The sequence below is a fragment of the Micromonospora sp. BRA006-A genome (genome assembly GCF_033433935.1).
Lineage (GTDB): Bacteria > Actinomycetota > Actinomycetes > Mycobacteriales > Micromonosporaceae > Micromonospora > Micromonospora aurantiaca.
Genome location: NZ_JANCLW010000001.1, coordinates 5,244,713 through 5,268,323, shown reverse-complemented (window position 1 = coordinate 5,268,323; position 23,611 = coordinate 5,244,713). Strand labels below are relative to the sequence as shown.

Sequence of the window (23,611 nt, the reverse complement as noted above, 5' to 3'; positions counted from 1 at the left end):
GTCGTGGCGGTCTCTGTCGTCGGCACGCCCACCTCCGGCAACACCGCGGCGGGCACCTCGAACAGCCTGCCGACGTCGCTGCCGTCCGGTTGGGCGGCCGGCGACGTGGCGGTGCTGGTCGGGCATGTGTCGGGCGGCTCGCTGAACATGTCGACGCCGGCCGGTTGGACGTCCCTGCCGGGAGTGTCGTGGCCGGTGACGGAGTCCGGGTCCAGCCGCATGTACGCCTGGTCGCGGGTTCTCCAGTCCGGCGACAGCGCGCCGACGATCGCCATCAACGGGGCGATGACCGGCGGCTGGGAACTGCTGGTGCTCCGCGACGTCACCGGCGTGGCCCAGGCCGCGACGGCGACCGCGTCGGGCACGTCGGTGACACTGCCGACCCTGACCGGTGTGGCCGCGGGCTCGGCGCTGGTCGCCGCGGCGCATGTGCGGGTCGCGTCGGGCACGATCCCAACGAACCTGTCCCCGGCGGTGGCGTACACCGAGGTCGTCGATCACGCGACGTCGCGGGCGACCGGCTCGGCGAACCTGCGGATGGGTGCCGCGTATCGGGTGGTCGGCGCGTCCGGCTCGTACGGCGGCGAGGCGGTCGGCTCGGATGTGACCGGGTCGATGATCGGCCTGCTGCTGGAACTGGCGGCGGCGTCGGTCGACGCGACAGTCAGCCCCGACGGCCTGTCGGTGACGGCCGAGGTGGGCGCACCGTCCGTGGCCGGCGGGTTCACGGTGGTGCCGGTAGGGGTGTCTGCTCCGGCGGCGGCCGGCTCCCCGGCCGTAGACGGCGCCCTGGGGGCGGCTCCGGCGGGACTCGCCGCTGCGGTGGCGGTTGGCTCGGCCGGTGTCTCCTGGGCGGTGTCAGCGGCCCCGGATGGTGTGTCCGCTGCGGTGTCGCTCGCCGGCCCCGAAGTGGGCTGGTCGGGGGACGCGAGCCCGGACGGTGTGACGGTCGCTGCTGTTGTCGGCGAGCCGGGCGTCGGCTGGTCGGCTACGGCCGGTCCTGCCGGTGTGGCGGCGCCTGCCACGGTCGGTGGCCCTGCCGCCGGCTGGACGGGTATAGCGGAGCCGGACGGTGCCGGGGTTCCGGTGGAGGTCGGCGAGCCGGGCCTCCCGGACGGCGCCGCGACGATGGACGGCCTGTCGGTTCCTGTGGCGGTCGGCGGGCCTGGCGCTGTGTGGTCTGCTGCGGCTGCTCCGGCTGGGCTGTCCGCTCCGGTGGCTGTCGGGTCACCGGGCGCGTCGTGGCCTGGCACGGTCGCCCCAGGTGGGGTGTCGGTGCCGGTGGCTGCCGGCGCTCCGAGGGTGGCGTGGACGCGGTCGGCTGCTCCCGCTGGTGTCTCGGTCGCGGTCGTCGTGGGCGGGCCGTCGGTCGGCTGGTCGACGGTAGTCGTCCCGGCTGGTGTGGTGCTGCCGGTCGCGGCGGCGGCGCCGTCGCTGGGCCCCACGCCGGTGCCGGGCGGGCCGGGGAAGCTCGCGGCGTCGGCGGTGTCCCCTCGGACGGTGGTCCGCGCCGAGGGGGCGCGGGTTGCCGCTACCTCCGCCGCTGGGCGGCTCACGTCCACGGCCGGATCTTGAGGAGGCGCACGTGTCGTACCTGTTGGGCCAGCGTGACACCCTCCGCCTGGAGGTCCGCGACGAGCAGGGCAACCTGTCCAACGCGGACGTGGCGCTGACCCTCACCAAACCCGACGGCACGACGGCCTCTCCGGCGGTCGACAACCCGCTGTTCGGGGTGTACACGGCGCAGGTCACCTACGACCAGGCCGGCGATTGGCTGCGGGTGTGGCAGGTCAGCGGCGCCGTGGTCGCGGTGGACTCCGACCAGGTGCACATCACCGCACCGGCGCTGCGGATCGTCGGCCTGGCCCAGGTGAAGAAGCAGCTGAACATCGACCCGGCGGACACCTCCCAGGATGAGGAGCTGTCCGGGTACATCGACGCGGTCACCGAGGTTGTGGAGGACATCGTCGGGCCGGTGCTGCCGCGCACGGTCACCGAAACCCACACCGGTGGCGCGGGGACGCTGATCCTGCGCAGGCCGCCGGTCATCTCCGTCACCGCGGTGGTGGAGAACGGGACGACGCTCGCCGACGGCGCGTGGCAGGTGGACCCGGAGACGGGCATCCTGACGCGTTCCGGCGCCCGCTGGGCGGGAACGGTGGCGGTCACCTACCGGGCTGGCCGCACGGTCACCCCGCCGTCGATCCGGCTCGCCGCCAAGGAACTGGCGCAGGTGAACTTCCGGCCGCAGCTCGGCGGCGACTACAGCCCGTTCGACACCGACTCGGCGGAGGAGGGTGTGCCGGGTGAGGTGCGGTTGGGGTTCTTCGTGCCCCGCCGGGTCCGGGAGCTACTCAAGCCGTATGAGCAGGGCGGATGGCTGCCCTGATCGTCGACCGGGTGGCGCGCACGATCGCCGGTGTGGCGGTGCCGTACGGGCCGGTGGGGTTCGCCCGGGGCCGCCTCTGGCGGTACGCGTACGGCACGCTGCGGCCAGCCGCCCGGGTGTGGCTGCTGCACGATCACGTGCAGTCCCGGCGGGCGGGCCGACTCGTCGACATGCACGACAGTCTGGGCGGCCTGTGGGTGGTGCTGCGCGCCGATCGCAGCCGCGACGGGGATCTGGCTCTCGCGTACGCCGCCGGTGGGGTGCACGGCTTGTCGATCGGTGTCGACGTGGCGGCGTGCACGTGGGCGGGCCGGCCGCGGGTGTGCACGCCGACGGAGGCGCTGCTGACCGAGGTGTCGCTCACTGAGCGGCCCGTCTTCTGGAGTTGAGCATGGACCTCGCCGCGGGCCGACAGGCCCTGGTGGATGCGCTGTCGTCCGCACCCGATGTGACCGGTCACGCGTTCCGGCCGGCGAAGCCGCGCGTCGGGGACGCGTGGCCGCTGCTCGGGCCGATGGAACGGGCCGACGGGTGGGCGTTCACCGTGTTGTGGCGGGTGCTGGTGTGGCTGCCGCAGGACGGGCCGGGCTCTTCCGGGTGGGTTGAGCGGCACGTCAACGAACTGGTGGATGCGCTGACGCCGGTGGGGTTCGTGGAGCGCATCGAACCTCTCACGATCCCCGACGGGGACAACGAACGTTTCGCCCTGCAATTCCAGCTAAGGAGTGAATGAGATGCCTGCTGCCGCCGGCGCGCACGTCATCAAGAACGCCGTCGTGACCATCGACGGCGTCGAGTACGCCAACCAGGTCAACAAGGCTCGGCTCGTCCCCGACCAGCCGATCCAGACGATGCGGACCCTCGTGCCGGACGGTGTCGTCCAGGACGTCGACTCGCCGGTCTGGACGTTCGAGATCAGTGGTCTTCAGATCAACGTGGCCGGTGGCCTCGCGAAGGCGCTGCGCGACGCCAACGGCGGTGAGGTCGACGTGGTGCTTCAGCCGCGCGCCGGAACCGGGCAGGCCACCGCCACGTTCACCGTGCTCGCCCTGATGCCCGAGTTCGGTGGCGACCAGGGCGAGTGGGCGACGCAGGAACTGGAACTGCCGGTCGTCGGCCAGCCCGTGTTCGGGACGAGTGCCTGATGGCCCGCATCCAGATCGCGCTGCGCGTCGAGATGGAAGACGGCGCCGTTCACAACGTCGTCGCTGACCAGCGGGACGTCGCCCGCTGGGAGGTTCAGGATTTCGGCTGCCTGCTCTCGGAGATCGACTCCCGGTCGCCGATGCTGGCGCTGCGCTGGCTGGCCTGGTCCGCGATGTCGCGGCGCGGGCTGCTGTCCGAGGTCGACGGCAAGCCGATGACCTGGGAGCAGTTCGACGAGGTGTGCGTGGAGGCCGCCGACCCCGAGGAGTCCGGTGAGGCGGAGTTCACCGACCCGGACCCTGGCCTGCCGGTTCCGTCCGAGGCGACCTTGTCGCTCTCGCCTGGCGCACCGGGCAGCCACTGACGGGACCGGCCGGGCTGCTGGCCTGGCATGCACGGGACCTCGCCACGTTGGAGGACCTGATCGAGGAGCAAGACGCTGCGGCGCGGCGGGCGCAACGGAGGTGACCGGTGGGCTCGATCGACGACCTGATCCGTGACATGCGGAACTTCGACCGCCGCCGGGAGGTCACCAACCATCTGGCGCGGGAGATCCGCAAGCCGGTGCCGGGTGTGCGCAAAGCGATCCGGGCGCGGGCCAAGAGTCATCTGCCGTCCAGGGGTGGGCTTGGCCTGTGGGTGTCGAAGCTGTCGGTGACGGCGCGGGTGAAGCTTCAGGGCCGGGCGGCCGGTGTGACGTTGAAGGGCCGCCGCAAGGGGTTCCCGGACAAGCAGCCGAAGGTGGATCTGCGGCGCATCGACCAGGGCCGGGTGGCTGCCCCGTCGTGGGGTCGCCGCGGCGCCGGTGACTGGCACTTCCAGAACGTGAAGCCGGGGTTCTTCTCGGAGCCGTCGACTGATGTCGACCAGTGGCGGGATGCCGCGGTGCGTGCCGTGGACAAGGCGTTGGAGGTGATCCGCCGTGGCTGACCGCGATGTCGAGATCGATGTCCTCATGCGGGACAAGACCGGGGCGGGCGTCGGGTCGGTTGACCGGAACCTGAAGAAGGTCCAGAAGTCGTACCGGGACGTCGATGCCGCCAGCAAGAAGAGCATGTCGGCGGCGTCTCAGATCGCGAGTCAGTGGGGCCGCGGCCTGTCGAAGGTGTCGGGTGCGGCATCGCGGTGGGCGCATTCCGGCGACAGCGCCGGTAAGCGGTTCGCGCGGGGCATCGGGTCCGCCGTTTCCAAGATCGGCGAGCTGGGGGCGACGATCGGCGGGGGCCTGTCCAAGGCCGTGTCGGCTGCCGGCCCGTACGTCCAGATCGCCCTGATGGGTGTGCTGGCCGCTGCGGCGACAGCCGCCGGTCCGGCGCTGGCCGGTGCGATCGTCGGCGGCGCGGGCCTCGGCGGTGTCGTCGGCGGTCTGATGATCGCCGCGAAGGACGCCCGGGTGGCGTCGGCGTTCGACGGGCTGAAAGAGGAGATCGGCACCGGGCTACAGGACGCCGCGAAGCGGTTCGTCCCCGCCAGCCTCAACGCGATCAAGGAAGCCCGCTCCGGGTTCCGGGCGCTGCTGCCCGACCTGCGCCGCATCTTCGACGTGTCCGCTACGTGGGTGGGGCCGCTGACGAAGTCGCTCGGCCTCGGCGCGAAGCTGGCCGTTGACGGCATCACCAAGGCGGTCACGAAGGCCGGCCCGGTGGTCGCCGCCATCGGCGACGGCATCGTCATGATCGGCCGCGCGATCGGCAAGGTGTTCGCGAGCCTGTCCGACAACGGCGTGTCGATGGCAGCCGCCCTGAAGGTCACGCTCGCGATCGTCGCCGGGGCCATCGACCAGGCCGGAAAGGCGATCAACTTCCTGGTCGAGGCGTTCGAGTTTTTCGTCAACAAGATCCCCGGCGGGAAGGCCGCCCTGGAACGGTTCGCGGGCACCAGCGCGGGCGCAACGGGGTCGGCGCTGAACCTCGCTGGCGGCTTCCAGGCGCTGGGGGCGGACGCCGACGCTGCCGCGAAGGGCATCACCAAGGCCAACGAGGCGGCCCGGGAAACCGTCAACTCGAACATCGGTCTGGCCCAGGCGCAGATCGCTTCCCGCGACGCCACCCGGCAGGCGTCCGCGGCGATCCGCGAGAACGCCAAGGCGAAGATGACCAGCAAGCAGCGCGCCGACGCGAACAAGACGGCGCTGCTCAGCATGGCCCAGGCGTTCAACACGGAGGCGGAAGCCGGGGAACGGTCGGGTATCAGCGCCGCCAAGGCGTCGGAGGCGTACGCGACGAACCGTGCACGGCTGGTCGCGATGGCGCAGAAGGCGGGCATGTCCAAGAAGGCCGCCGAGGAGCTGGCCGCGTCGATGCTGACGATTCCCCGCAACGTGAAGACCGACGTCAACGTGAACACCAAGACGGCAGCGTCGCAGGTTGAGACGATCAAGAAGAGCATCCAGACGATCAAGGGCAAGACCGTCACCATCACGGTGCAGGTGCTGCGCAGCGGCAACCACCGGATGCCCGGCGGCGGCCAACTCACCTTCGACGGCGCGGCCGGCGCAGCGGGATGGCGGTCCGGGGCGGACGGCTCGACGTCCCGCACCGGCGGACCCACGCCCGTGTCCGTCCAGTCCACCGTGAACGTGCTTCTCGACGGTGCGCCCTTCCGTCAGATGACCGCCCAGGCTGTCGAGCAGGACCGGCGGCGGGAGCGGTGGCGGCAGAAGGTGGGTACCCGCTGATGCCCGCTATCACCGCCGTCAAGCAGGACACCTGGCCGCCCCGCGTCCTCGTGTCCGTCACCGGCCTCACCATCGGCGACGCCGTCGAGCTGTACCGGCAGGCCGGCGGGCAGCGGACCCTGGTCCGTGCCGGCGAATCCGCTGCTGTCGCCGACTCGTCGTTCCTGCGCACCGACGCGGAACTGCCGTTCGGTGTCCCCGTGACGTACGTGGCCGTCGTCAACGGCGACATCGAGTACGCCACCGCTGCCACCACCTACGCGCTGCCGGGCGGGAAGGTGGCCGTCACCGACGCGATCACCGGCGAGTCGGCGGAGACGGTCATCATGGCGTGGCCGGACAAGGCCCGCACCCGGCAGGCCACGACGTTCGACGTCGGCGGTCGGACCGTCGTCGTGTCGGGGCCGATGGGGCAGCCGACCAGCGACGTCGAGTTTTACGCGGCGTCCACGGCGGCTCTCGACGACCTGGTCAGTGTGCTGTCGACTGCCACTGGCGGTGTGGTTCAGGTTCGGCAGCCGGGCGGCTACGCCGGCATCGACTCGTACCTGGCTGTCCTCAGCGTCTCCGAACGCCGGTTCAGCCAGGACGGTTCGGATCCTCGGCGGACGGTGTCGGCGGAGGTCGCCGAGGTGGAAGGCTGGGCGCCCGCCCTCGAAGCCCGCGGTACGACGTTGCAGGACATCGCCGACACGTACGACGTGGCCGGGCCGGTTCTCAACGCGAACCCGTTCTTCGAGACGAACGCGGCGTCGTGGTCGGCGCTGGGCGGGTCGGTGGCCCGCTCCACCGCACAGTTCCACGAGGGCGCGGCGTCGCTGCTGCTCACCCCCACCGGCGCGGCGGCGTCGGTGGAGGCACGCTCCGAGAACGTGCCCGTCACCGCCGGGGTCGCGTATCGGCTGTCGGCGTGGGTCCGCTCCACGGTCGCCCGGACGATGCAGTGCGCGATCCTGTGGCGTGATGCTGGCGCGTCGATCGTCGCCACTACCCTCGGCACGCTCGCCGCCGTGCCTGCCGGCACGTGGACGTACCTCGAAGTGACCGGGGTGGCGCCGTCCACGGCGACGCAGGCCATGTCGGTGCCGGTGTCGATGGGCGGCACCCCGCCGTCGGGGCACACCGTGTACATCGACGAGGCGGTGCTGCGGCGGGCGTACATCAGCCTCAACGGCTTGTCCGGCGACTTCCCGTCGCTGCTGGCCCTGGCCCAGGCGGAGTTCGCATGATCACCCTGTCTGCTGAGGCGCTGTCGGTGCTGACCCGCTCGTACGGGCTGCGGCTTGCGGTGGAGTCGTGGCGCGGCGACGAGCTGCTCGCCGATGACGTGCCCGTGTCGGCGGCGTCGGAAGAGTCGGATCGGTCGTTGCGGGTGCCGGAGCGAGTGACGCTGACGGTGCCCCGCTACGACCGGGGCATGTCGTGGTCGCCGGTCGCCGACGACCACCCCCTCGCGGCGAACGGACAAAGGTTGCGCGTCCAGTTGGGCGTGGATCTGGGCGGCGACCAGGTGGAGTGGTTCCAGCGCGGCTGGTTCGTGGTGCAGGAAACCAACGCCGACGCCGACACCATCACCGTCAACGCCGTCGGCCTCCTGGCCCTGGTGGACGAGGCGCGGCTGGTGTCGCCGTTCCAGCCGTCCGGCACCCTGACGTCTACGTTGCAGGGGCTGATCGAGCCGGCGCTCACCGTCGTCGTCGAGGGCCTGTCGGACCGGGCGGTCCCCGGCGGCATCAACTACGACGAGGACCGGCTCGGCGCGGTGATGGAACTGCTCGACGCGTGGGGCGCCGACGCGGTCGTCACAGAGGACGGCTACCTGTCGGTGTTCCCGATGGGCCCGTCGCTGACGCCCGTGCTCGCGCTCACCGACGGGGCAGGCGGAACCGTCATCCAGGCCACCGGCGCGTCCACCCGGGATCGGGCGTATAACGCGGTCGTGGCGCGCGGTACGGCCGCGGACGGCGGGCAGGTGCAGGGCGTCGCCTACGACTACACCGGGCCGAAGGCGTACGGCGGCCCGTTCAACCCGCTCGCCGTCCCCTACTACTACGAGTCGCCGCTGCTCACCACGGTCGCGGAGGCGTCCGCTGCGGCGCAGACGGTCCTGTCGCGGCTCAAGCGCACCACCAGCCTGGAGTTCCAGATCGCCTGTGTGCCGCACCCGGGTCTTCAGACCGGCGACACGGTGTCGGTGACGACCGCCGACTACACCGGGCTGCCGTGTGTGGTGGAGGCGCTGACGCTGCCGTACACGGCCGGCGGTGGGGCGCAGACGTTGACGGTGAGGAGCCTGACGTGAGCGGCGGTCGTCTGGTCACAGCCACATCCGCGAAGTCGGGGAGCACGGTCACCGCCGTGGTGAACGGCGTGTCGACGACAGTGCAGGTGGCCCGGGATCTGACCGTGGCCGCCGGGGATGTGCTGCTGGTGGAGCGGGTCGGCGCGCAGTGGTTCGCGTACGCGCGGGTGTTCGCGTCGGCGCCGACTGCGCCGCCGAACGACGACCCTCCGCCACCGAAGCCGACCATCACGACGGGCACGCTGATCGTCGCCCCGGTCGAGACCAGGTCGTGGCGGCCGTCGTACGGGTGGCGCTCCGACAACACCGACGTCTACCAGGGCGAGTACGGCGGCTGGGGCAACCACACCGGCGCCGTGTTCTACGGCCGCAAGCCCCGGTCGCTGGCGGGGGCGACGGTCACGAAAGCCACCATCAAGGTCAAGCGCCTGTCGGCCGGCACGTACGCGGCGCAGTCGACAACGCTGCGGCTGGTCACACAGGCCACCCGGCCGGGCGGCGCCCCCACGCTGGGTTCCACCACGGCCGGCCCGTCGATCGCGGTCGGCTCGCAGACGACGTTCACGATCCCCGACGCGTGGGCGCAGGCGATGGTCGACGGCACCGCCGGTGGCCTGGCCGTCTACGACTCGTCGGGCTCGCCGTACGTGCGGTTCGCCGGCCGCGGCTCCTGGTCCCCGGCGTTCACCCTGGCCATTTCGTGGCGGAGAGGATGACCGATGCCTGACACCTCGCTGGGGATCACCTACCCGGCAAGCACGGACCACACCCGCATCTGGGAACACTTCCAGACCCTCGCCCAGGACGTCGACGACCTGTTGTCCCGCAAGGGATTCGTGGCCGAGAGCATCCGTAACACCGCCTCCCCGAACGTCACCGGCACGGAGACAGTCATCCAGTCGGTGACGTTCGACGCGATCGTCGGGGTGCGGTACAAGGCCGCGGCGGTGCAGTCGTTCCAGTCGACCGGCTCGGGTGACTCGGCGGTGGCCCGACTGCGATGGGCGGCCGGCATCAGCGTCACGTCCGGCGGCGCGCAGATCGACTCGAAGATCGTGCCGTCGTACGCCGCGAATCTGGGATTCGTCACCCCGATGGGCGGCTTCTTCGTCGCCGCGGCCACGGGGAAGATCACCGTCGGCGTCACGGTGGTGCGGAACACGGGCACCAACACCTGGTCGTCGTTCGGCAACGCGTCGCAGCTCAACACGATTTCCGTGGAAGGTGCTTGATGACGCTGGTCGGCTGGTGCCCTGGCGGGCGCACAACGAAGGCGATGCTCGACACCTACCAGGGCACCGGCGCGGTGCGGGTCTTCGTGCAGGGCGGCAGGCTGCTGCCGGCGTGGGACGGGCCGGTGCTGGGCCCGCTCGTCGCCGCCGGTGTGACGATCCATCTGTCGTACAAGACGAACCCGATGGCCGACGTGCTCGCCTGGGCCGCCGGCAAGCCGGCCGGGCTGCCGCTGTTCCTGACGCGCAGCCACGAGCCGGAGCAGCAGAAAGACGGCGACCCCACCGTCGAGCAGTTCCACGCCGCCTGGGCCGAGCTGGTGCCCGCGTTCGACGGCGCGCCGATGCGAGACGAAATCTGGCTCGGCCCGACCTTCACCCGCTTCTGGTGGCAGGCCAACGCCGGTGACCGCCGCTGGATGCCCCGCGTCCCGGTCGACTTCGTGGGCTGGGACATCTACAACAACGGCCTCACGTACCGCACCCCCGACGACCTGCTGTCGATCCCTCGCCAGGTCGCTGTCGAGCTGGGTGTGCCGTACCTGGTCGCCGAACTGGGCGCGACCCGGCTGGCGTCCGACCTCGGCGCGGCCGGCCAGACGGCGTGGATGCGCGCCATGGTCGCCGCCCTCAAGAGCGACGGGGCGCTGACCTGCTGCTGGTACCACAAGGAGAGCTGGGATCTGGCCGCCCCGGGCGCGGAGGCGGGCCGCCTGGCCTGGCAGACCATCATCGTGGAGGAGACGCCGGTGGCCACCACCGCACCCGACAACCTGCTGGCCGTGCGCCGGCTCCTGCTCAACCACCTCGACGGCCTGTCCGGTGCCGCGGTCGGCATCGTCGGCGACGCCGCCCACCGAGGCGGCTACCACTGCGGCTCAGACCGCGTCGTGTCGCGGGACTACTCCGTGGTCGAGTCGTCCCGGGACCGGACCGGCCTGTCGAAGTACGCGTCGGCGCTGGACATCGGCGCGTTCTCCGTCCGGGCCGGCGGCAAGACCCACAACCTGCGGACCTTCTCGGCGTGGCTGGTGGCGCAGTGCAAGGCCGGCGCGCCGGACTGCCGCGACATCCGGGAGGTCATCTACTCGCCGGACGGCAAGACCGTCAAGCGGTGGGACCGCCTCGGCAAGCGCACCACCGGCGACGACTCCCACCTGTGGCACACGCACATCAGCTTCTTCCGCGACGCCACCAAGGCGGGCCGTGACCTCACCCCGCTGTTCCGCCGCTACCTGACCGCCATCGGTCTCATCAAGCCCCCGGCACCAACCCCGGTGCCGGTCCCAACCCCTGTGGAGGAAACCGACATGGAGCAGTCCGAGAAGCTCGCCCGCGGCACCGACAACGCCAACCGCACCGTCGGGCACGTCCTCGCGGACATGGCGAACCTGCGGAACTGGCTCGTCTCGCCGATCGGCGCGCAGGACAGCTACCTCAAACCGGCCGACGGGTCGCCGCTGGCCGTGCTGCTCGCCGCCGCCGGCCGGGACGACACCGACGAGCAGGCCATCATCGCCGGCGTCCTCGCCGGCATCGACCCGGCCACGCTCGCCGAGCAGATCGCCGAGCACCTGCCCACCGACCAGGCGCAGCGCGTCGCCGACGAACTGGCCTCCCGCCTGGCCGCCTGACCGACACACCACGCAGACGACCGCCAGGCCCGCCTGGTCCGGTCCACCGGAAGGCAGGGAATGTGAGTGACACTGCAGCAGCGCATCCCGCTCGTGCGGGATCTCGCCACCCTCATGGCCGGGCTGGCGGGGTTCGCGTACAGCCTGAAGACGGGCGCTGGCCTGCCGCCCCTGTTGGTGAGCGCCGCGCTGATGGCCGGGCCCGGCGTGCTGCAGCTCGTGCTGGCGGGGCATATCCCGGGCGGTGGGCTGTCGTCGGCTCCGGCATCGCCGGAGCCGCCGCCGCCCTCGTCGTCGCCGTCTCCCGTGCCGTCGGTGGGTGACCGGTGAGCCCGCACAGGCGGCCGGTGCCGCTCTGGTACGCGCTGCTCGCCGTGCTGGTGTCCGTCCTGGCGGTGTCGGGGGCGGGCATCTGGTACACGCACCACACGCAGGAGGTCGCGGACCGGCGCTGGTGTGAGCTGTTCTCGGTGCTGGGGGAGGGCGGCCCGCCACCGGAAACGGACCGGGGTGCCCGCATCGCCCAGGAGGTGGAGCAGCTGCACGCCGAACTCGGCTGCTAACCGGAGGCAGCTCGACCTCGGTGTTCGTGCTGGTGCTGCGTGGTCTTTCCGCAGCCCGGCCGCCGGCAGCGCCACTGCCGGCCCATCTCTCTACAGCTCTCGACCGGGCACGCACCCCAGGCCGGGGTCGTGTCGGCGTACCCATCCGGGCACGGCTGCGGGACCTCTGCCAGCCCGTCTGGCGGCCGTACCTACCGCTGCACCATCGGACCATACCCAGGAGGACACGTCATGTCGCAGTACACCGCCCCGGCCGCCCCGGTCGAGACCAAGGTGAAGGTGGCCACCGTGGCCACGTACCTCGGCTCGCTCGCGCTGCTGGCCATCCTCAACGGCATCACCTCGACCAACCTGATCGCCGGCCTGCCCGACGTGATCGAGGTGTTCGTCGCACCGATGATCCCGGCCGCGATCACCCTGGTGACCGGCTACCTCGCCAAGCACACCCCGCGGCCGGACCTCGGCCAGTCCTGACCCGCCCGACACAACACCCCCGCTCGGCTTCGGCCGGACGGGGGCGCTTCGTCGTTTCGGGTCAGGCTGGCTCGTGGAACACCTCCCCACCCAGCGCCTCAGCCACCTCCCGGCACGTCGTCGGACCCGGGCAACCGACCGTCCAGTTCCGGCCCAAGACCATGTCCACGTCCGACACGCCCTCCAGCAGCTCTGCCTGGAAGTCGGGCTGCGCGCGGGCGTCGGCGGCCGAGGCATAGATGCCAATGGTGTACTCGTCCGCGCCGACGTAGCAGCGGCCGCGCGCCACCGCGCCCTGCGGCTGAGCGATGGCCTCGTAGTTCTTGCAGGCGACGCCGCCCTTGTTGAGTGCCTCGACGAGCAGCAGCGGGCTGTCGAACGTGCCGCCGTCGACGGGTGGCCTGCTGCTCGCGGAAGCGGCCGGGGAGCCGGTGGTGGGTGTCGCGGCCGGCGGCTCATCGCTGCCGGAGCAGCCGGTGAGGGCGAGGGCGACCAGGACGGCCGCGCCGGGGATGAGGCGGGTGCGCATGCGCGGCACGATAGTTGCCGCGCGCGAAGTGTCACATCCCCTGCCCGATATGCGACAGCGCCTCTGCCGGGCTTCGGTCGGGCTGGGGCGCTGTCGCATGTCCAGCGGCGTCGACCGCCGTGTCGCCCCGGCTCGCCTGCACGTCGGCGGCGACGGGGCTGATCAGGGTGACGAGCTGCTCCACGACGTGGTCCGGGATCTCCCACCCGCTCACGGCGTCGGCGCCGGCGGCACGGATCTCGTCGGGGGTCCGCAACCTCCGATGAACATTCATCGCGGACCTCTTCTGGCCTGGCGAGCGGCGGCGCTCCTGAGCGCGAGCCGCAGGAAGTACGCCTTCTTTGCGGATGCGGCTCGCCGAGCGCGCTCGGCCGGGTCAAGCTCGTTGTTCGGATCCACCGCGCGCTCGAAGCGGGCGAGGAAGGCGGCCCGCGCGGCGGCTGTCGCCCTGCCGCGGTCGGCCGCGTTCGCCCATCTGGTGTGGGCAGCGATCTGAGCGCGAAGGCGTTGTGCGGTGCTCACATGATGTCAACGCTCGGTCAGGCGAGCGAAGTTACGGCCGAGAGGAGCTCGCAGCTTCGGCTTTGTCAAGCGCCCCAGGCGCACCCGCTGTGCGACCGGGACCGCATCTCCCTGCGTTGATCGCTCGCGAAGGGCATTCAGGCCCAGCATGTCCGTGGGGCGGGGTCCATGCGACCGGCACCCGCCCCACGGGCCTGACCTCAGCGAAGGGAACAGGCATGGGCGTAACGAACGACGACTGCAGGCGGGAACGCCTGCCGGCGCCGGATGCAGTGCGAGGTAAGTCGCGGTTGACCCGCTGCGCCGAGGTAGCGGCTATGGTCGCCGCGGCGTGCGGGCTCATCCTCGCTGGTGCCAAGCTGGCGGAGGTGTTCCTGGGCTGATCACGGCTACCGCGCCAACGTGATCCTGACGGGCCGTCCAGTGTGTCGACCCCCACATTCCTGGCTGCGGTTTTGCGGATCGCGGATCATGGATGTGCCCACCCACACCGTGTCCAGACACACTGGAAGGATCAAGGCGTGGAGGAGTACGGCAAGGGCAACGGCCCATGTCCGGAGTGTGGCACCCCGGTGTCAAGTCTCGAACCCTTCGAGGAGAGCGACATTGACTTTCCTCGGAGGGCTCGGGCGACGCTCATTCGGGCGGTCGCGAAGCCTTGCGGTCACGATGTGACCATCAAGGTTCCGTACCGCGGGCCCACGATCGGCTGGTAGCGATCGTGACTCGGCCCTCGCCGCCGGAAGGCGGCGAGGGCCGACCTGTCCGGTAGGCGACAGACCGGCTGAACACAATGGGTTGGTCGACACGATCGCGGAGGAAACGTCCTCGAACCGACAGGGAGCCGCGTCGTGCCGAAGCTTGATCCCATCGAACGGGCCGAGAACTACATCGCCCTCGCTCAGGACTCGGATACTGCCCCAGACAAGGCGCAGGCCCTGCGCCTGGAGGCCGTGACGTTAGGGCTGCTGGCGGTTGCTCACGAGATGCGGGAGTTGAGGGAGGCCGTGTCGTGGGCGGGCGAAGCCCTGGTTGACCCGCACGGTGGCGGCAACGCAGGGGCCAATCTCCACTACATCGCCGACTTCTTGAAGAAGATCGCCGAGCGGTGACACGAACGGCCCGCCGGGGCGAACCCGGCGGGCCGTTCAGCGGTGCTGCGGCTCAGGCCTTGGCGATCCGCTCGACCCACTCGTTGATGCTTCGCAGGTGGTCCGCGGAGCTGTACCCGCCGGTGTCGGTGACGGCGCCCTTGAGCCCATCAAGGGTCTGCCGCAGGGCACGCAATTCGTTGACCAGGGCGATCGTGGCGAAGGCTTGAGCGACGGCGGCGACGTTCGCCGCGACGGCCTCGTTGGCGTTGCTCTTGGCCATGTCGGCGTAGGTGCGGGCGTCGTTCATCGGGTCCGTGCCAGGCATGACTTCTCCCTCGTGGTCGGTGGGGGATTCATTGTGCTCGGTCAAGAAGGCAGGCACTCCAATCGTGGGATGGCCTGCCGCCGTGTCGGGTCACGCAGCCTGGATCAATGCCCGCTCCGTCAGCCGGTACTTCGCCGCCGGACCGCGGCCCTCCTTCACCACGTAGCCGTGGGCGAGCAGATCCCCCGCCAGCTTGTAGAAGCGAGACGAGCCGATCCCAGCCGCCTCCATGGCGTCCTTCGGCTGCTGACGGCCGGCACCGATCGCGTCGAGCACCTTCCGGTGGCTGTCCGTCGGCTCGAACTCCGGCTCGACCGATCCCGGCCACACCGGGAACACCACGTCTTCCAGCAGTTCCGCCACCGCCTGGGCTTGCGGCGCCGCCGGGGGCCCGGCGGCGGAGGTCGGGGCGGGCGCCGGAATGTGGACACCCGCCTGCCGTGCCTGCCGCCGCCGCAGTGCGTCCGCCTTCGCCTTCCCCCGCACACCCTTCCGGTCGGCGTAGCCCGGACCGAACGCCGCACCTTCCGCCGCGCTGAGGCTGCGCCACCGCATTCGCTTCGGCAGCGTCGCGATCTGCTCGTCGGTGACCCGGAAGCCGCGGAACGCCGCCCCCCGCTCCTCATCCACCATCCGCGCGTAGCCGGGGATGGGCGGGAAGTCACGCGGGTCGTAGGCCAGCTTCAGGACGTCCTTGATCGACCCGGACTTGATGCGCAGCACCACCCCGTTGCCGGTGAGCAAAGCGGACCGCAGCACGTCGGCGTGCTTGCCGGTGCCGAACGCCCGGTCCAGGTTCCCCGACTGGGTGGCGGCAATGATCGTGATGCCCACCTTCCGGTATTCGGTGATCAGGTTCGCGGCCAGCTCCTGGATGTCGTCGTGGCAGAAGAACCGGTGGCACTCGTCGATGACGATGATCAGGCCGGGCCGGTCGTCGGTGGGGGTGAACCCCTCCAGGTCGTCGAGCAGCATGTCGTCGAACCGGGCGGCGGCGACCAGGTGCGCGCCCGCAAGCATGATCCGCAACTGGTCGGGGGTGCCGGCGAAGTAGTCGCAGTGGTCGCGCAGCAGCTTCGACGACGCGCCGGTCTCGCCGTGCCCGTCGGCGAACCACACCACCGTCGGCGTGGACTCCACCACCGACATAACGATGCCCTCGACCATGCGGGTCTTCCCGGATCCTTGCCCGCCGACGAGGAAGCCACCCCAGATGCTGTTGTTGGTGTACACCTGCCACTGGGCGTACCCGTCGCCGTCGACGAACGGGCCGAGCGCCACCCGCCCGGTCCTCGGGTTGTAGGTGATCGGGCCGGGCCACACGTTGTCGCGGGTGAGCACCGGCGACTTCTCCAGGATGGTGACCCGGATGTACGACTGGTCGCGCCTCGGGTGGTGCTCGGCCATCAGCTCGTCGGTGGGCCGCAGCCCAAGCCCGGTGCGGATCTTCCCCAGCGCCCCAGTCACCGTGGCCAACTCCTGCTTGCCGGGCACCAGCCGCACCGTCAACCGCATGCCGCCCGCGACGGGCCGCTCCGACAGCACCTGCGTACCGGCCAGCGGCCCGCCCACACCCGACAGGTTGTCGTGCCACAGGTCGGTGTACGCCCGCAGCACCACCGGCTCGGTGACCGGTTCGATGCGGTTCTCCCGCCACCAGTGCAGGTGCAGCCCGTACCCGAGCGCCATCAGCACCCCAACGGCGCCGAGGCTCAGGCCGACGGTCGCGACGGTGGTCAGCCACACGGCGGCCACCCCGACGAACGCCAGCGCGCGGGCGGTGGCCTTGCGTCCGAACACCCGCCGCTTCCGGCTGATGGTGGTGGCCGCAACCACGGCCACCACGAACGCCGTCATGGCCGTCCAGCGGGCGACCTCCGCCTCATGCCCGACCGTGTGCACGGCGAGACGGGCCGCGCCGGCAGCCAGCACCAGGGCGCCCACCGCGATGTGCGGGGCGCGCTGCGCCCGCAGGTCCACAGCCATTCGGGGGATGCCCTGCTCGGGCACCTCGACGTCACTCATTCCTGTCTCCTTCAAGGTGTCCCGGCTTCCACCGCGGCGGCGCAGGCCCGGGGGTCTGCGCCGCACGGCGGCAGCCGGGGTTACTCGCCGGTGACGAACCGCTTGTTGCCGGCGTCCGGCACCGCCTGGTACGCCTCCTTGACGGTGTTCTGCTTGCCGATCTCGGCGGCGGCCCGCTCCCACGCGGCGGCGGCCTGCGCGGACAGCTCGCGGGCGGTGGCGACGGTGGCGATGGTGCCGTCGCCGACCTCGAAGCTGCGCAGCGCGGCGACGTACTGCTCACCACCGGCGGTGGACGCGGCGCGGTGGGCGCTGGCCATGCCCTGCGCGAAGGCGATGGCGGTGGGCAGGCCGGTGATCTCGGCGTTCGACATGGTGGGCTCCTTCAGAATCGGGAACATCGGGATGACGGTGGCGAGCTTCGGCTGCTCGCCGGCCGGGGTGGGCTCGGGTACGGGGTTGGCGGTGGGGGCGGGCTTGTTGCCGCCGAGGATCTGCACGCCCTCCGCCGGGCGGGAGTCGGTGTCCTTGCAGCGGTGCGCGGCGGCTCCGGCGCGGGCCTGGTCTTCGGTGTCGTAGTCGAACCCCTTGCCGGGGCAGCCCGGCCGGCGGCACGACCAGCTCCACTTGCCGGCGTTGGCGCGGGACGTCGACGTGTCGTCGTGCACCACCGGCTCCGACCCGTCCAGCTCGTCCGGGTCGGGGGTCAGCCACTCCGGCTCCCGCTCCTCCCTTGCGGACTCGGTGGGGCGGACACCGGCCACGTCGACCATGTCGTCGACCGGCTGCGCCTTCGCCTTGACCTTCGCCCGCCGCTTGTCGGTGTTCGCGACCAGGGCGTCGGAGTACAGATCCTTGAACCAGTCGCCGGTCATGTAGCGGGGCTGCGCCGGCGTCGGCTGCCCGGCCGCCTGAGCGCGGGCCTTCTTCAGTTCGTAGCGGGGGTTCGGCTTGCCGCGGTAGGCGTACAGGCCGTCGGTGACGCCGCGCTGCAGCATCCACGCGAACACGAGCACCCAGAAGATCGGATCCATGGTCACGCCTCCGCGGTCGAGCTGGACGACTTCTTGATGACCCGGCGGGCCATCAGCAGCGACGCGACGATGCACGCCAGCGTCAGCCCGACCGCCGACTGCTCGCCGGTCCACTCCGTCAGGGCCGCGTTCACCCACTCCTGAGCGGAGTCACCCCACCCGGAGACGGTGTCGCCGAACTTGCCGTCGACGGCGGTGGCGATCGACGGGCCGACGATCGCCGAGATGACCGCGAACCAGTTGGGGATGCCGTCGATGAACGCGTCGATCAGGGATCCGACGAAGGCGACGATCAGAAGCAGGACCGGCAGCCACTTCCACGGCAGTGCCTCCAGCACCGTCTCGATGACGTCGCCGACGAACGTCTCGGCGCCGAACGCACCACCGAGGAAGGCGATGCCAAAGGACAGCCACGCAAGGATCTTCACTCCCTTCTGGCGGATGTTCTTGATGGTCTTGTTCTTAGCCACGGGGTGGCCTCCTTCTCAGAGGAACAGCCAGAGCGCCCAGTCGGCGCCGGGCTTGACGATGTGGTCGGTGAACCACTCGACCGGCGGCAGCTCGGCGAGCAGCTTCACCGTGAGAGCGGTGAACAGGAGCCGGGATGGCCGGGTGAACGGCCACTCGGCGACGCGCAGCGCCACGACGGCGGGTACGGCGACGAGCCAGCAGAACGCCACCCCGGCGGCCCGGAGCGGTCCGTCGGTGCGGGCGGTCCAGGGCGCGTTGCGGGCGTAGTCGAGGATCTGTTCGACGGCGGGGGCCCGCTCGGCGAGCGGCGACGGCAGGGCGAAGAACCCCCTGAGCCATCCCGCCGCGCGGCTTGTCCATCCCGGGCCGGCGTCACTGGCGGTGATCGGAGAGTGGAGAGTCTCGGGCGCCGGCGGGGCGGTTTCGCGCTCACGGGGGTCCGTCTGGAACTGTCCACTGGACAGTGGAGAGTTACCGACTGTGACGCGCCGGCCGTTGGTGACGGTCACAGGGCCACCATCCCGGTGATGGTGCCGAGCAGGGTGCCGACCATGAACGCCAGCACGATCGCCGCGTACACGGTGGGGCCGATGGTGGCGGGCCGGGGCGGCGCCTGCGGGGGCTGGTGGGGCATGATGAGGGTCCTTCCGTGGGTCTTCGGATCTCGGTAGGGGGCCCGGGGCGGCGGCGCTGCTTTGGTCGGTTGAACCGCCGCCCCGGGGGTCTACTTGCTGGTCTTCCGCCTGGCCGGGTGCGTCGTCGCCCCCACGTGCCGCCAGTACGGGTCTTTCACGTCGACGTACTCGATGGGCTCGCGGCACGTTTCGCACAGCTCGGTTCGCTTGGCCATTGACCTGTCTCCTCTCAGACCGCGGCGCGGTCGTCGTCGGCGGCCGGGACGGCCGCCAGTGCCTTCTGCACGTTCCGCACCGACCGCTCCGACGTCCCCGCCAGTTCCGCCAGCCGCGCCTGCGTCGCCGCCGGCTCCGCCTCCAACGCGGCGACTACGCGGGCCACCAGGTCGGCGCTCACGCCCGGGAGAGCGGGCACGTCTTCCGGTGCCGGGACCGGAAGAGCAACCGGAACGGCGGCGATGCTCTTCCGGTCTTCCGCACCGGAAGAGACCGCGCTCTTCCGGTTGCTCTTCCGGTTTCCGGAACCGGAAGAGATGGCGCTCTTCCGGTCCGCCTCTTCCGCCTTCCGCAGCAGCCGATCGTGGGCGGCGCGCACCCGCGCCAACTCCTCCACGACGGCCTGACGCGACTGCTCGACGGCGGCGGCGTGCTGCTCGGCGGTCACCTTGTCGGCCACCGCCTGCTCGGCCATCCGCCGGGCCTCCTCCAGCTGACCTGCGGTTCTGGAGGATTCATCGGAGACTTTGGCGGCCTGCTCGCGGGCCTCCCGCCCCGCCGACTGCGCCTCGTCGAGTTGCTGCCGGAACCGGGCCGCGGCCTCGGCGTGCTGCGCCTTCAGGAGGGTCACCTGCTCGCGGTTCTTCCGGTCCTCCTCGGCGCGCTCTTCCGCATGCCGGGACCGGAAGAGGTCGAGCGCCTTCCGGTCCTCTTCCGCCTGCTCTTCCGCCTTCTTCCGGTTGTGCTCTTCCGCCTCGACGCGCTCCTCGGCGGCCTTCCGCTTCCGCTCTTCCGCCTCCCGGCCGGCGCGCTCTTCCGCCGCCTTCCGGGTCGCCTCTTCCGCCTCCGCCCGGGCCTCCCGGGCGTCGGCGGCGAGCTGGTAGTCGCGGGCCTCCGCCTCCCGCTCGGCCGCCGTCTTGCCGGTGAGGGCCTTCACCCGCACCACGACGATCGGGGCGATGCACGCCACCGCCAGAACCAGACCCCACGGGGCCTGCTCGCCGCCGTCGAAGTCGATCCACACCGGTACGAGGTGAACGGCGGCCTGGCTGAACAGCATCAGGCTGAAGCTGATAATCACGTCGAGCCAGCGGCGCTTGTGGAACGCGGTGATCACGTACACGTCGAGCATCACCGGGAAGATCCAGGCGATGCCCGGGGCGAAGTGGGCCATGACCGCGAGGTCGAACTCGCCCTTCGCGGTGAGCAGGACGGCGGCGCCGAGGGCGATGCGCTCGCCCCAGACGGCCAGCGGGTCAGTGTTGCGGGTGTCGGTCACCGGGATCACCGACCGCCCTGACTGAGGCGTCGCTCGATCTCATCCATGAGGCGTTCCGCGGTCCGCGCCATCGGCCCCGCCGCCGCGCTGCCCCGGGCGTCGTGCCGGCCGGCCGCGTCCATCGCTCGGCCGTACTCGCGGATCAGCTCCAACAGGGTCGGCTCGTTCATGGGTCAGCCTCCTTCCGGTGTCGTTGAAGGTCCGGCGGGCAGGTCGACCGTGCGGCCGACCTGCCCAGGCGTGATCAGTCGCGGGCCTGACGGACGGCGCGGACGCCGGCCAGGATCGCCAGGGCCATCCGCTCGGCCTCGTCCAGGGTCAGCTTCGCCCCGTACTCGTCGGTGTCGCCGGTCGACAGGTAGACCGACGGCTCCTCGTTGTCGTTGAGCATCGGCGAGTGGAACTCCTGGAGCTGCACGAACAGCCGCCGGGACTCCCCGATGCTCGACCCGTCGGCGACCTGGTCGTCGACGATGGTCCGGTTGTGCGCGAACTCGCCCTTGGCGAAGTCGTCGTCGAACGTGCAGTTGCCGGTGCACCAGTCGACGCCGCACCGCACGAGCGGGCGACCCAGGAAGTTGGTCCGGCCCTCCACCGTCTCGGGGAGGCGGATGAGGCGGGTCGCGCCTTCCTCCCAGCAGATCAGGTTGTGCCGGGCGTCCAGGGCCTCGTCGATGGTGATGCCCAGGTCGGCGGCGACCTCGGCCGTCGTGGCGTGCGGGTCCGCCTCCAGGCGGGCGTCGACGGAGCGGCCCATCTGGACGGAGGCGGCGAGGTCGGCGCTGCTGCGCAGGTACGCCAGCACCGACTCCTCGATCGCCGTGACGCTGGTGCCGAGCCGAACCGCGAGCTGCTTGTCGCTCAGCGGGGTCGGCGAGGTGCGGCTCAGCTCCCACGCCCGGCGGCCCAGCTTCAGCATCTCGGCGGACGGCTCGACCGGCACCGCGGCCCGGCCGACGTACGACTTGTTCATCGGGAAGCGGCCCTGGTTGGTGTCCGCCTTGCGGATCGCCGCGATGTCGGCGGTGTCCGCGTCGATGAGACGGGACGCCGGGGGGACGGGCGCAGATGCCATGATGGTCATGGGTCGACTCCTTCGCAGTCGATCAAGGGCCCGGGTCAACAGGTGGTCGCACACCTGCCGGGCCCGTCTTATTGACCCGGACACCATTCGCATCTGATGTTCTAGTTGATGTTTGTGGCACCACGGGTCCGCGTACCAGGCGCCGGAGTTCCTGGCCGCGGTACGTCCGGCGGTGGCGCTGGTGAGCGTGGGCGTCGACAACGACTACGGGCACCCAAACGCCGGGCTGCTGGACCGGCTGACCCGGGCTGGTGCGCGGGTGCTGCGTACCGACACCGACGGGGACGTCGCGGCGGTCCGGGCGGGTGGCGGTCTCGCGGTGGTGAAGCGGGGCGCCGAGTCGGGACGGCCCCGCTGAACCAGGGGATCTTGTTGCGGTAGATGCTGAATCAAGTCAAATGTCTGGATTTGCGCTGTGTGCGGGCTGCGCCGTCACAGTCCCCGATGAGCAGGCCCGGCCGGGTCGGAGGGCGTGCGAGTATGGGCGACGTGACCCCCGCCGACCTGCCTCCTATTGTGCTCGTCCTCGGCGACGAGGAGCTGCTCGCCACGCGAGCGGTCACCGAAGCCGTCGCCCGGGCCCGCGAGGTCGACCCCGACGTCGACGTACGGGAATACCAGGCCGGCACGCTCACCGTCGGCGAGATCGCCGAGATGCTCAGCCCGTCGCTGTTCGGCGGTCGCCGCGTGCTCGTGCTCCGCTCCGGGCAGGACGCCCGCAAGGACCTCTCCACCGCGCTGCTGGCGTACGCGAAGAACCCAGACCCGGACGTGCAGCTCGTGGTGCTGCACCTGGGCGGGGCCAAGGGCAAGGTGTTCGCCGACGGCCTGCGGGCGGCGGGCGCCACAGTGGTGCCGGCGGTGAAGCTGAAGGGCGACCGGGAGCGGGCCGCCTTCGTGCGGGACGAGATCCGCCGCATCGGTGGCAAGTGCACGCCCGACGCGGCCGACGCCCTGGTCGCCGCCGTCGGGAACGACATGCGTGAGCTGGCCGCCGCCTGCTCGCAACTGGTCGCCGACACCGACGGGCGGATCGGCGCGGACACCGTCGCCCGCTACTACCGAGGGCGGGCCGAGGTCACCGGCTTCACCGTCGCCGACGCCACGATGGTCGGTGACGTACCCGGCGCGCTGGAGGCGCTGCGGTGGGCGCTGCACGTCGGCGTGGACCCGGTGCCGATCGCCGATGCGCTGGCCGACGGCGTACGGACCGTCGCCCGGGTCGCCGCCGCCGGCCGGGGCAGCGCGTTCCAGCTGGCGAAGACGCTCGGCATGCCGGCCTGGAAGATCGAGAAGGCCCAGGTGCGCGCCCGGGGCTGGACGCCCGAGGGCCTGGTCGAGGCGATGCGGGTGGCGGCCGAGTGCAACGCGGCGGTCAAGGGCGGCGCCGACGACCGGGCGTACGCGCTGGAGCGGGCCGTGTTCTCGGTGGCCGCGGCCCGGCAGGGCGGCGCCCGGTGACCCGAGCGTGGTCGACGGTGGCCACGGACGAGGAGCGGTACCGCCCGCTCTACGCCCGGGTGCTGGGACTGCGCTTCGTCAACCCGGGCGGGGTGCTCTGCTTCCTCTTCTTCGAGGGCGCGGTGGCGCTGGCCGTCCTGCTCGCGCTCGCCGAGCTGGTGAGCTGGTGGGCGGTGCTGGTGCTGCCGATCGCGGTGGCCGCGATGGTCAAGCTCAACGACGTGGTGGCCGAGATGGTCGTCCGCACCGCGGCGCAGGTACCCGAGCAGGAGCGGGACCGCTTCCGCCGCCAGATGGAGCCGGTGGTCGGCCGCGCCCGGGTGCCCACGAGCGCCCGCGCATGGCCGGACGGCACGACCACCGACTCCCGGGGCGTCCGCTACCACCACCCGCAACGCGCGACGTTCGACCACCCGAACGAGCAGTAGCGCCTACCGCGCTGCGCCCTCCCGACACCCCGCGCTGCCCCTCCAGAGGCCCGGCGCTGCGCCTCCCGACACCGCGCCCCGCGCCCCCCGG

The 23,611-nt window shown here is 71.4% G+C and carries 30 protein-coding genes and 1 pseudogene; 20 read left to right on the top strand and 11 right to left on the bottom strand.

The features are described from left to right. Positions 1–3 precede the first annotated feature (3 nt). From NMK34_RS23935 to NMK34_RS23860, 16 genes are all read left to right on the top strand, one after another. Complete coding sequence (locus tag NMK34_RS23935) at positions 4–1,575, top strand: hypothetical protein (protein ID WP_318335306.1); 1,572 nt, start codon at positions 4–6, stop codon at positions 1,573–1,575. Positions 1,576–1,585: 10 nt separating this feature from the next. Further along, entirely contained in the window at positions 1,586–2,389 is an 804-nt protein-coding gene (locus tag NMK34_RS23930) for a head-tail connector protein (protein ID WP_318335305.1), read from the top strand. Continuing rightward, positions 2,377–2,778, top strand: a complete 402-nt coding sequence (locus tag NMK34_RS23925) for a hypothetical protein (RefSeq protein ID WP_318335304.1) — start codon at positions 2,377–2,379, stop codon at positions 2,776–2,778. Before NMK34_RS23930 ends, NMK34_RS23925 begins: the two co-directional genes overlap by 13 nt. A 2-nt stretch (positions 2,779–2,780) precedes the next feature. Continuing rightward, positions 2,781–3,122 (top strand): hypothetical protein, encoded by a 342-nt coding sequence (locus tag NMK34_RS23920; RefSeq protein WP_318335303.1) that lies wholly within the window; start codon positions 2,781–2,783, stop codon positions 3,120–3,122. Position 3,123: 1 nt separating this feature from the next. After that, on the top strand, positions 3,124–3,534 hold the full coding sequence (locus tag NMK34_RS23915; RefSeq protein WP_318335302.1) for a hypothetical protein: 411 nt from the start codon (positions 3,124–3,126) through the stop codon (positions 3,532–3,534). Continuing rightward, entirely contained in the window at positions 3,534–3,899 is a 366-nt protein-coding gene (locus tag NMK34_RS23910) for a hypothetical protein (RefSeq protein ID WP_318335301.1), read from the top strand. Before NMK34_RS23915 ends, NMK34_RS23910 begins: the two co-directional genes overlap by 1 nt. Before the next feature lie 107 nt (positions 3,900–4,006). Beyond that, positions 4,007–4,465 carry a hypothetical protein gene (locus NMK34_RS23905; RefSeq protein ID WP_318335300.1) on the top strand — a complete coding sequence of 153 codons (459 nt, stop codon included), beginning with the start codon at positions 4,007–4,009 and terminating at the stop codon, positions 4,463–4,465. Continuing rightward, entirely contained in the window at positions 4,458–6,212 is a 1,755-nt protein-coding gene (locus NMK34_RS23900) for a hypothetical protein (protein WP_318335299.1), read from the top strand. The genes NMK34_RS23905 and NMK34_RS23900 overlap by 8 nt, the downstream gene beginning before the upstream one ends. Next, entirely contained in the window at positions 6,212–7,441 is a 1,230-nt protein-coding gene (locus tag NMK34_RS23895; protein WP_318335298.1) for a carbohydrate binding domain-containing protein, read from the top strand. Before NMK34_RS23900 ends, NMK34_RS23895 begins: the two co-directional genes overlap by 1 nt. Then, positions 7,438–8,514 carry a DUF5047 domain-containing protein gene (locus NMK34_RS23890; RefSeq protein ID WP_318335297.1) on the top strand — a complete coding sequence of 359 codons (1,077 nt, stop codon included), beginning with the start codon at positions 7,438–7,440 and terminating at the stop codon, positions 8,512–8,514. The genes NMK34_RS23895 and NMK34_RS23890 overlap by 4 nt, the downstream gene beginning before the upstream one ends. Continuing rightward, the gene (locus tag NMK34_RS23885) at positions 8,511–9,230 is read left to right on the top strand and encodes a hypothetical protein (RefSeq protein ID WP_318335296.1); all 720 of its coding nucleotides are present in this window, start codon (positions 8,511–8,513) and stop codon (positions 9,228–9,230) included. The genes NMK34_RS23890 and NMK34_RS23885 overlap by 4 nt, the downstream gene beginning before the upstream one ends. Before the next feature lie 3 nt (positions 9,231–9,233). Next, entirely contained in the window at positions 9,234–9,746 is a 513-nt protein-coding gene (locus tag NMK34_RS23880) for a hypothetical protein (protein ID WP_318335295.1), read from the top strand. A 44-nt stretch (positions 9,747–9,790) separates the two neighbouring features. Beyond that, complete coding sequence (locus NMK34_RS23875) at positions 9,791–11,380, top strand: hypothetical protein (protein WP_318335294.1); 1,590 nt, start codon at positions 9,791–9,793, stop codon at positions 11,378–11,380. Between the two features lie 66 nt (positions 11,381–11,446). After that, positions 11,447–11,710, top strand: a complete 264-nt coding sequence (locus NMK34_RS23870; protein ID WP_318335293.1) for a hypothetical protein — start codon at positions 11,447–11,449, stop codon at positions 11,708–11,710. Next, a complete protein-coding gene (locus NMK34_RS23865; protein ID WP_318335292.1) occupies positions 11,707–11,943 on the top strand; it encodes a hypothetical protein in 237 nt (78 codons plus the stop codon). Before NMK34_RS23870 ends, NMK34_RS23865 begins: the two co-directional genes overlap by 4 nt. Before the next feature lie 231 nt (positions 11,944–12,174). After that, complete coding sequence (locus NMK34_RS23860) at positions 12,175–12,417, top strand: hypothetical protein (protein WP_318335291.1); 243 nt, start codon at positions 12,175–12,177, stop codon at positions 12,415–12,417. A 61-nt stretch (positions 12,418–12,478) separates the two neighbouring features. On the opposite strand, the gene NMK34_RS23855 is transcribed toward NMK34_RS23860, so the two are convergent. Together NMK34_RS23855 and NMK34_RS23850 are read right to left on the bottom strand one after the other, a co-directional pair. Further along, positions 12,479–12,946, bottom strand: coding sequence for a hypothetical protein (locus tag NMK34_RS23855; RefSeq protein WP_318335290.1), 468 nt, complete (start codon positions 12,944–12,946; stop codon positions 12,479–12,481). Between the two features lie 31 nt (positions 12,947–12,977). After that, positions 12,978–13,220: a hypothetical protein gene (locus NMK34_RS23850; RefSeq protein WP_318335289.1), complete on the bottom strand. Its 243-nt coding sequence runs from the start codon at positions 13,218–13,220 to the stop codon at positions 12,978–12,980. A gap of 1,099 nt (positions 13,221–14,319) precedes the next feature. On the opposite strand from NMK34_RS23850, the gene NMK34_RS23845 reads away from it, so the two are divergent. Further along, the gene (locus NMK34_RS23845) at positions 14,320–14,580 is read left to right on the top strand and encodes a hypothetical protein (protein ID WP_318335288.1); all 261 of its coding nucleotides are present in this window, start codon (positions 14,320–14,322) and stop codon (positions 14,578–14,580) included. Positions 14,581–14,632: 52 nt separating this feature from the next. Here NMK34_RS23845 and NMK34_RS23840 read toward each other — a convergent pair whose 3' ends face one another. The 9 genes from NMK34_RS23840 to NMK34_RS23800 all read right to left on the bottom strand — a co-directional run bounded on the left by NMK34_RS23840 (position 14,633) and on the right by NMK34_RS23800 (position 21,631). Continuing rightward, entirely contained in the window at positions 14,633–14,887 is a 255-nt protein-coding gene (locus NMK34_RS23840) for a hypothetical protein (RefSeq protein ID WP_318335287.1), read from the bottom strand. Positions 14,888–14,977: 90 nt separating this feature from the next. Continuing rightward, the gene (locus NMK34_RS23835) at positions 14,978–16,912 is read right to left on the bottom strand and encodes a hypothetical protein (RefSeq protein ID WP_318335286.1); all 1,935 of its coding nucleotides are present in this window, start codon (positions 16,910–16,912) and stop codon (positions 14,978–14,980) included. Positions 16,913–16,992: 80 nt separating this feature from the next. Beyond that, entirely contained in the window at positions 16,993–17,946 is a 954-nt protein-coding gene (locus NMK34_RS23830; protein ID WP_318335285.1) for a hypothetical protein, read from the bottom strand. Between the two features lie 2 nt (positions 17,947–17,948). Continuing rightward, on the bottom strand, positions 17,949–18,416 hold the full coding sequence (locus tag NMK34_RS23825; protein WP_318335284.1) for a hypothetical protein: 468 nt from the start codon (positions 18,414–18,416) through the stop codon (positions 17,949–17,951). Positions 18,417–18,431: 15 nt separating this feature from the next. After that, positions 18,432–18,926 (bottom strand): hypothetical protein, encoded by a 495-nt coding sequence (locus NMK34_RS23820; protein WP_318335283.1) that lies wholly within the window; start codon positions 18,924–18,926, stop codon positions 18,432–18,434. Further along, the gene (locus NMK34_RS23815) at positions 18,923–19,051 is read right to left on the bottom strand and encodes a hypothetical protein (protein WP_318335282.1); all 129 of its coding nucleotides are present in this window, start codon (positions 19,049–19,051) and stop codon (positions 18,923–18,925) included. The genes NMK34_RS23820 and NMK34_RS23815 overlap by 4 nt, the downstream gene beginning before the upstream one ends. 230 nt (positions 19,052–19,281) lie before the next feature. Then, positions 19,282–20,547, bottom strand: a complete 1,266-nt coding sequence (locus tag NMK34_RS23810) for a hypothetical protein (RefSeq protein WP_318335281.1) — start codon at positions 20,545–20,547, stop codon at positions 19,282–19,284. 5 nt (positions 20,548–20,552) lie between these two features. Beyond that, on the bottom strand, positions 20,553–20,717 hold the full coding sequence (locus NMK34_RS23805) for a hypothetical protein (RefSeq protein ID WP_318335280.1): 165 nt from the start codon (positions 20,715–20,717) through the stop codon (positions 20,553–20,555). Between the two features lie 74 nt (positions 20,718–20,791). Next, complete coding sequence (locus tag NMK34_RS23800) at positions 20,792–21,631, bottom strand: hypothetical protein (RefSeq protein WP_318335279.1); 840 nt, start codon at positions 21,629–21,631, stop codon at positions 20,792–20,794. Positions 21,632–21,749: 118 nt separating this feature from the next. Here NMK34_RS23800 and NMK34_RS23795 point away from each other — a divergent pair. From NMK34_RS23795 to NMK34_RS23785, 3 genes and pseudogenes are all read left to right on the top strand, one after another. Continuing rightward, a pseudogene (locus NMK34_RS23795) lies at positions 21,750–21,989 on the top strand (competence protein ComEC); the annotation flags it as partial. 122 nt (positions 21,990–22,111) lie between these two features. Then, a complete protein-coding gene (holA, locus tag NMK34_RS23790; protein WP_318335277.1) occupies positions 22,112–23,092 on the top strand; it encodes a DNA polymerase III subunit delta in 981 nt (326 codons plus the stop codon). After that, entirely contained in the window at positions 23,089–23,520 is a 432-nt protein-coding gene (locus tag NMK34_RS23785; RefSeq protein ID WP_318335276.1) for a hypothetical protein, read from the top strand. The genes holA and NMK34_RS23785 overlap by 4 nt, the downstream gene beginning before the upstream one ends. Positions 23,521–23,611: the final 91 nt, after the last annotated feature.

What these genes read in the sequence shown, in the direction of transcription:
- NMK34_RS23925 (WP_318335304.1), top strand. Translation starts at nt 2,377, where the DNA reads ATGGCTGCCCTGATCGTCGACCGGGTGGCGCGCACGATCGCCGGTGTG.
- NMK34_RS23920 (WP_318335303.1), top strand. Translation starts at nt 2,781, where the DNA reads ATGGACCTCGCCGCGGGCCGACAGGCCCTGGTGGATGCGCTGTCGTCC.
- NMK34_RS23915 (WP_318335302.1), top strand. Translation starts at nt 3,124, where the DNA reads ATGCCTGCTGCCGCCGGCGCGCACGTCATCAAGAACGCCGTCGTGACC.
- NMK34_RS23910 (WP_318335301.1), top strand. Translation starts at nt 3,534, where the DNA reads ATGGCCCGCATCCAGATCGCGCTGCGCGTCGAGATGGAAGACGGCGCC.
- NMK34_RS23895 (WP_318335298.1), top strand. Translation starts at nt 6,212, where the DNA reads ATGCCCGCTATCACCGCCGTCAAGCAGGACACCTGGCCGCCCCGCGTC.
- NMK34_RS23890 (WP_318335297.1), top strand. Translation starts at nt 7,438, where the DNA reads ATGATCACCCTGTCTGCTGAGGCGCTGTCGGTGCTGACCCGCTCGTAC.
- NMK34_RS23880 (WP_318335295.1), top strand. Translation starts at nt 9,234, where the DNA reads ATGCCTGACACCTCGCTGGGGATCACCTACCCGGCAAGCACGGACCAC.
- NMK34_RS23875 (WP_318335294.1), top strand. Translation starts at nt 9,791, where the DNA reads ATGCTCGACACCTACCAGGGCACCGGCGCGGTGCGGGTCTTCGTGCAG.
- NMK34_RS23860 (WP_318335291.1), top strand. Translation starts at nt 12,175, where the DNA reads ATGTCGCAGTACACCGCCCCGGCCGCCCCGGTCGAGACCAAGGTGAAG.
- NMK34_RS23855 (WP_318335290.1), bottom strand. Translation starts at nt 12,946, where the DNA reads ATGCGCACCCGCCTCATCCCCGGCGCGGCCGTCCTGGTCGCCCTCGCC.
- NMK34_RS23850 (WP_318335289.1), bottom strand. Translation starts at nt 13,220, where the DNA reads ATGAATGTTCATCGGAGGTTGCGGACCCCCGACGAGATCCGTGCCGCC.
- NMK34_RS23840 (WP_318335287.1), bottom strand. Translation starts at nt 14,887, where the DNA reads ATGCCTGGCACGGACCCGATGAACGACGCCCGCACCTACGCCGACATG.
- NMK34_RS23835 (WP_318335286.1), bottom strand. Translation starts at nt 16,912, where the DNA reads ATGAGTGACGTCGAGGTGCCCGAGCAGGGCATCCCCCGAATGGCTGTG.
- NMK34_RS23830 (WP_318335285.1), bottom strand. Translation starts at nt 17,946, where the DNA reads ATGGATCCGATCTTCTGGGTGCTCGTGTTCGCGTGGATGCTGCAGCGC.
- NMK34_RS23815 (WP_318335282.1), bottom strand. Translation starts at nt 19,051, where the DNA reads ATGCCCCACCAGCCCCCGCAGGCGCCGCCCCGGCCCGCCACCATCGGC.
- NMK34_RS23805 (WP_318335280.1), bottom strand. Translation starts at nt 20,717, where the DNA reads ATGAACGAGCCGACCCTGTTGGAGCTGATCCGCGAGTACGGCCGAGCG.
- NMK34_RS23800 (WP_318335279.1), bottom strand. Translation starts at nt 21,631, where the DNA reads ATGACCATCATGGCATCTGCGCCCGTCCCCCCGGCGTCCCGTCTCATC.
- holA (WP_318335277.1), top strand. Translation starts at nt 22,112, where the DNA reads ATGGGCGACGTGACCCCCGCCGACCTGCCTCCTATTGTGCTCGTCCTC.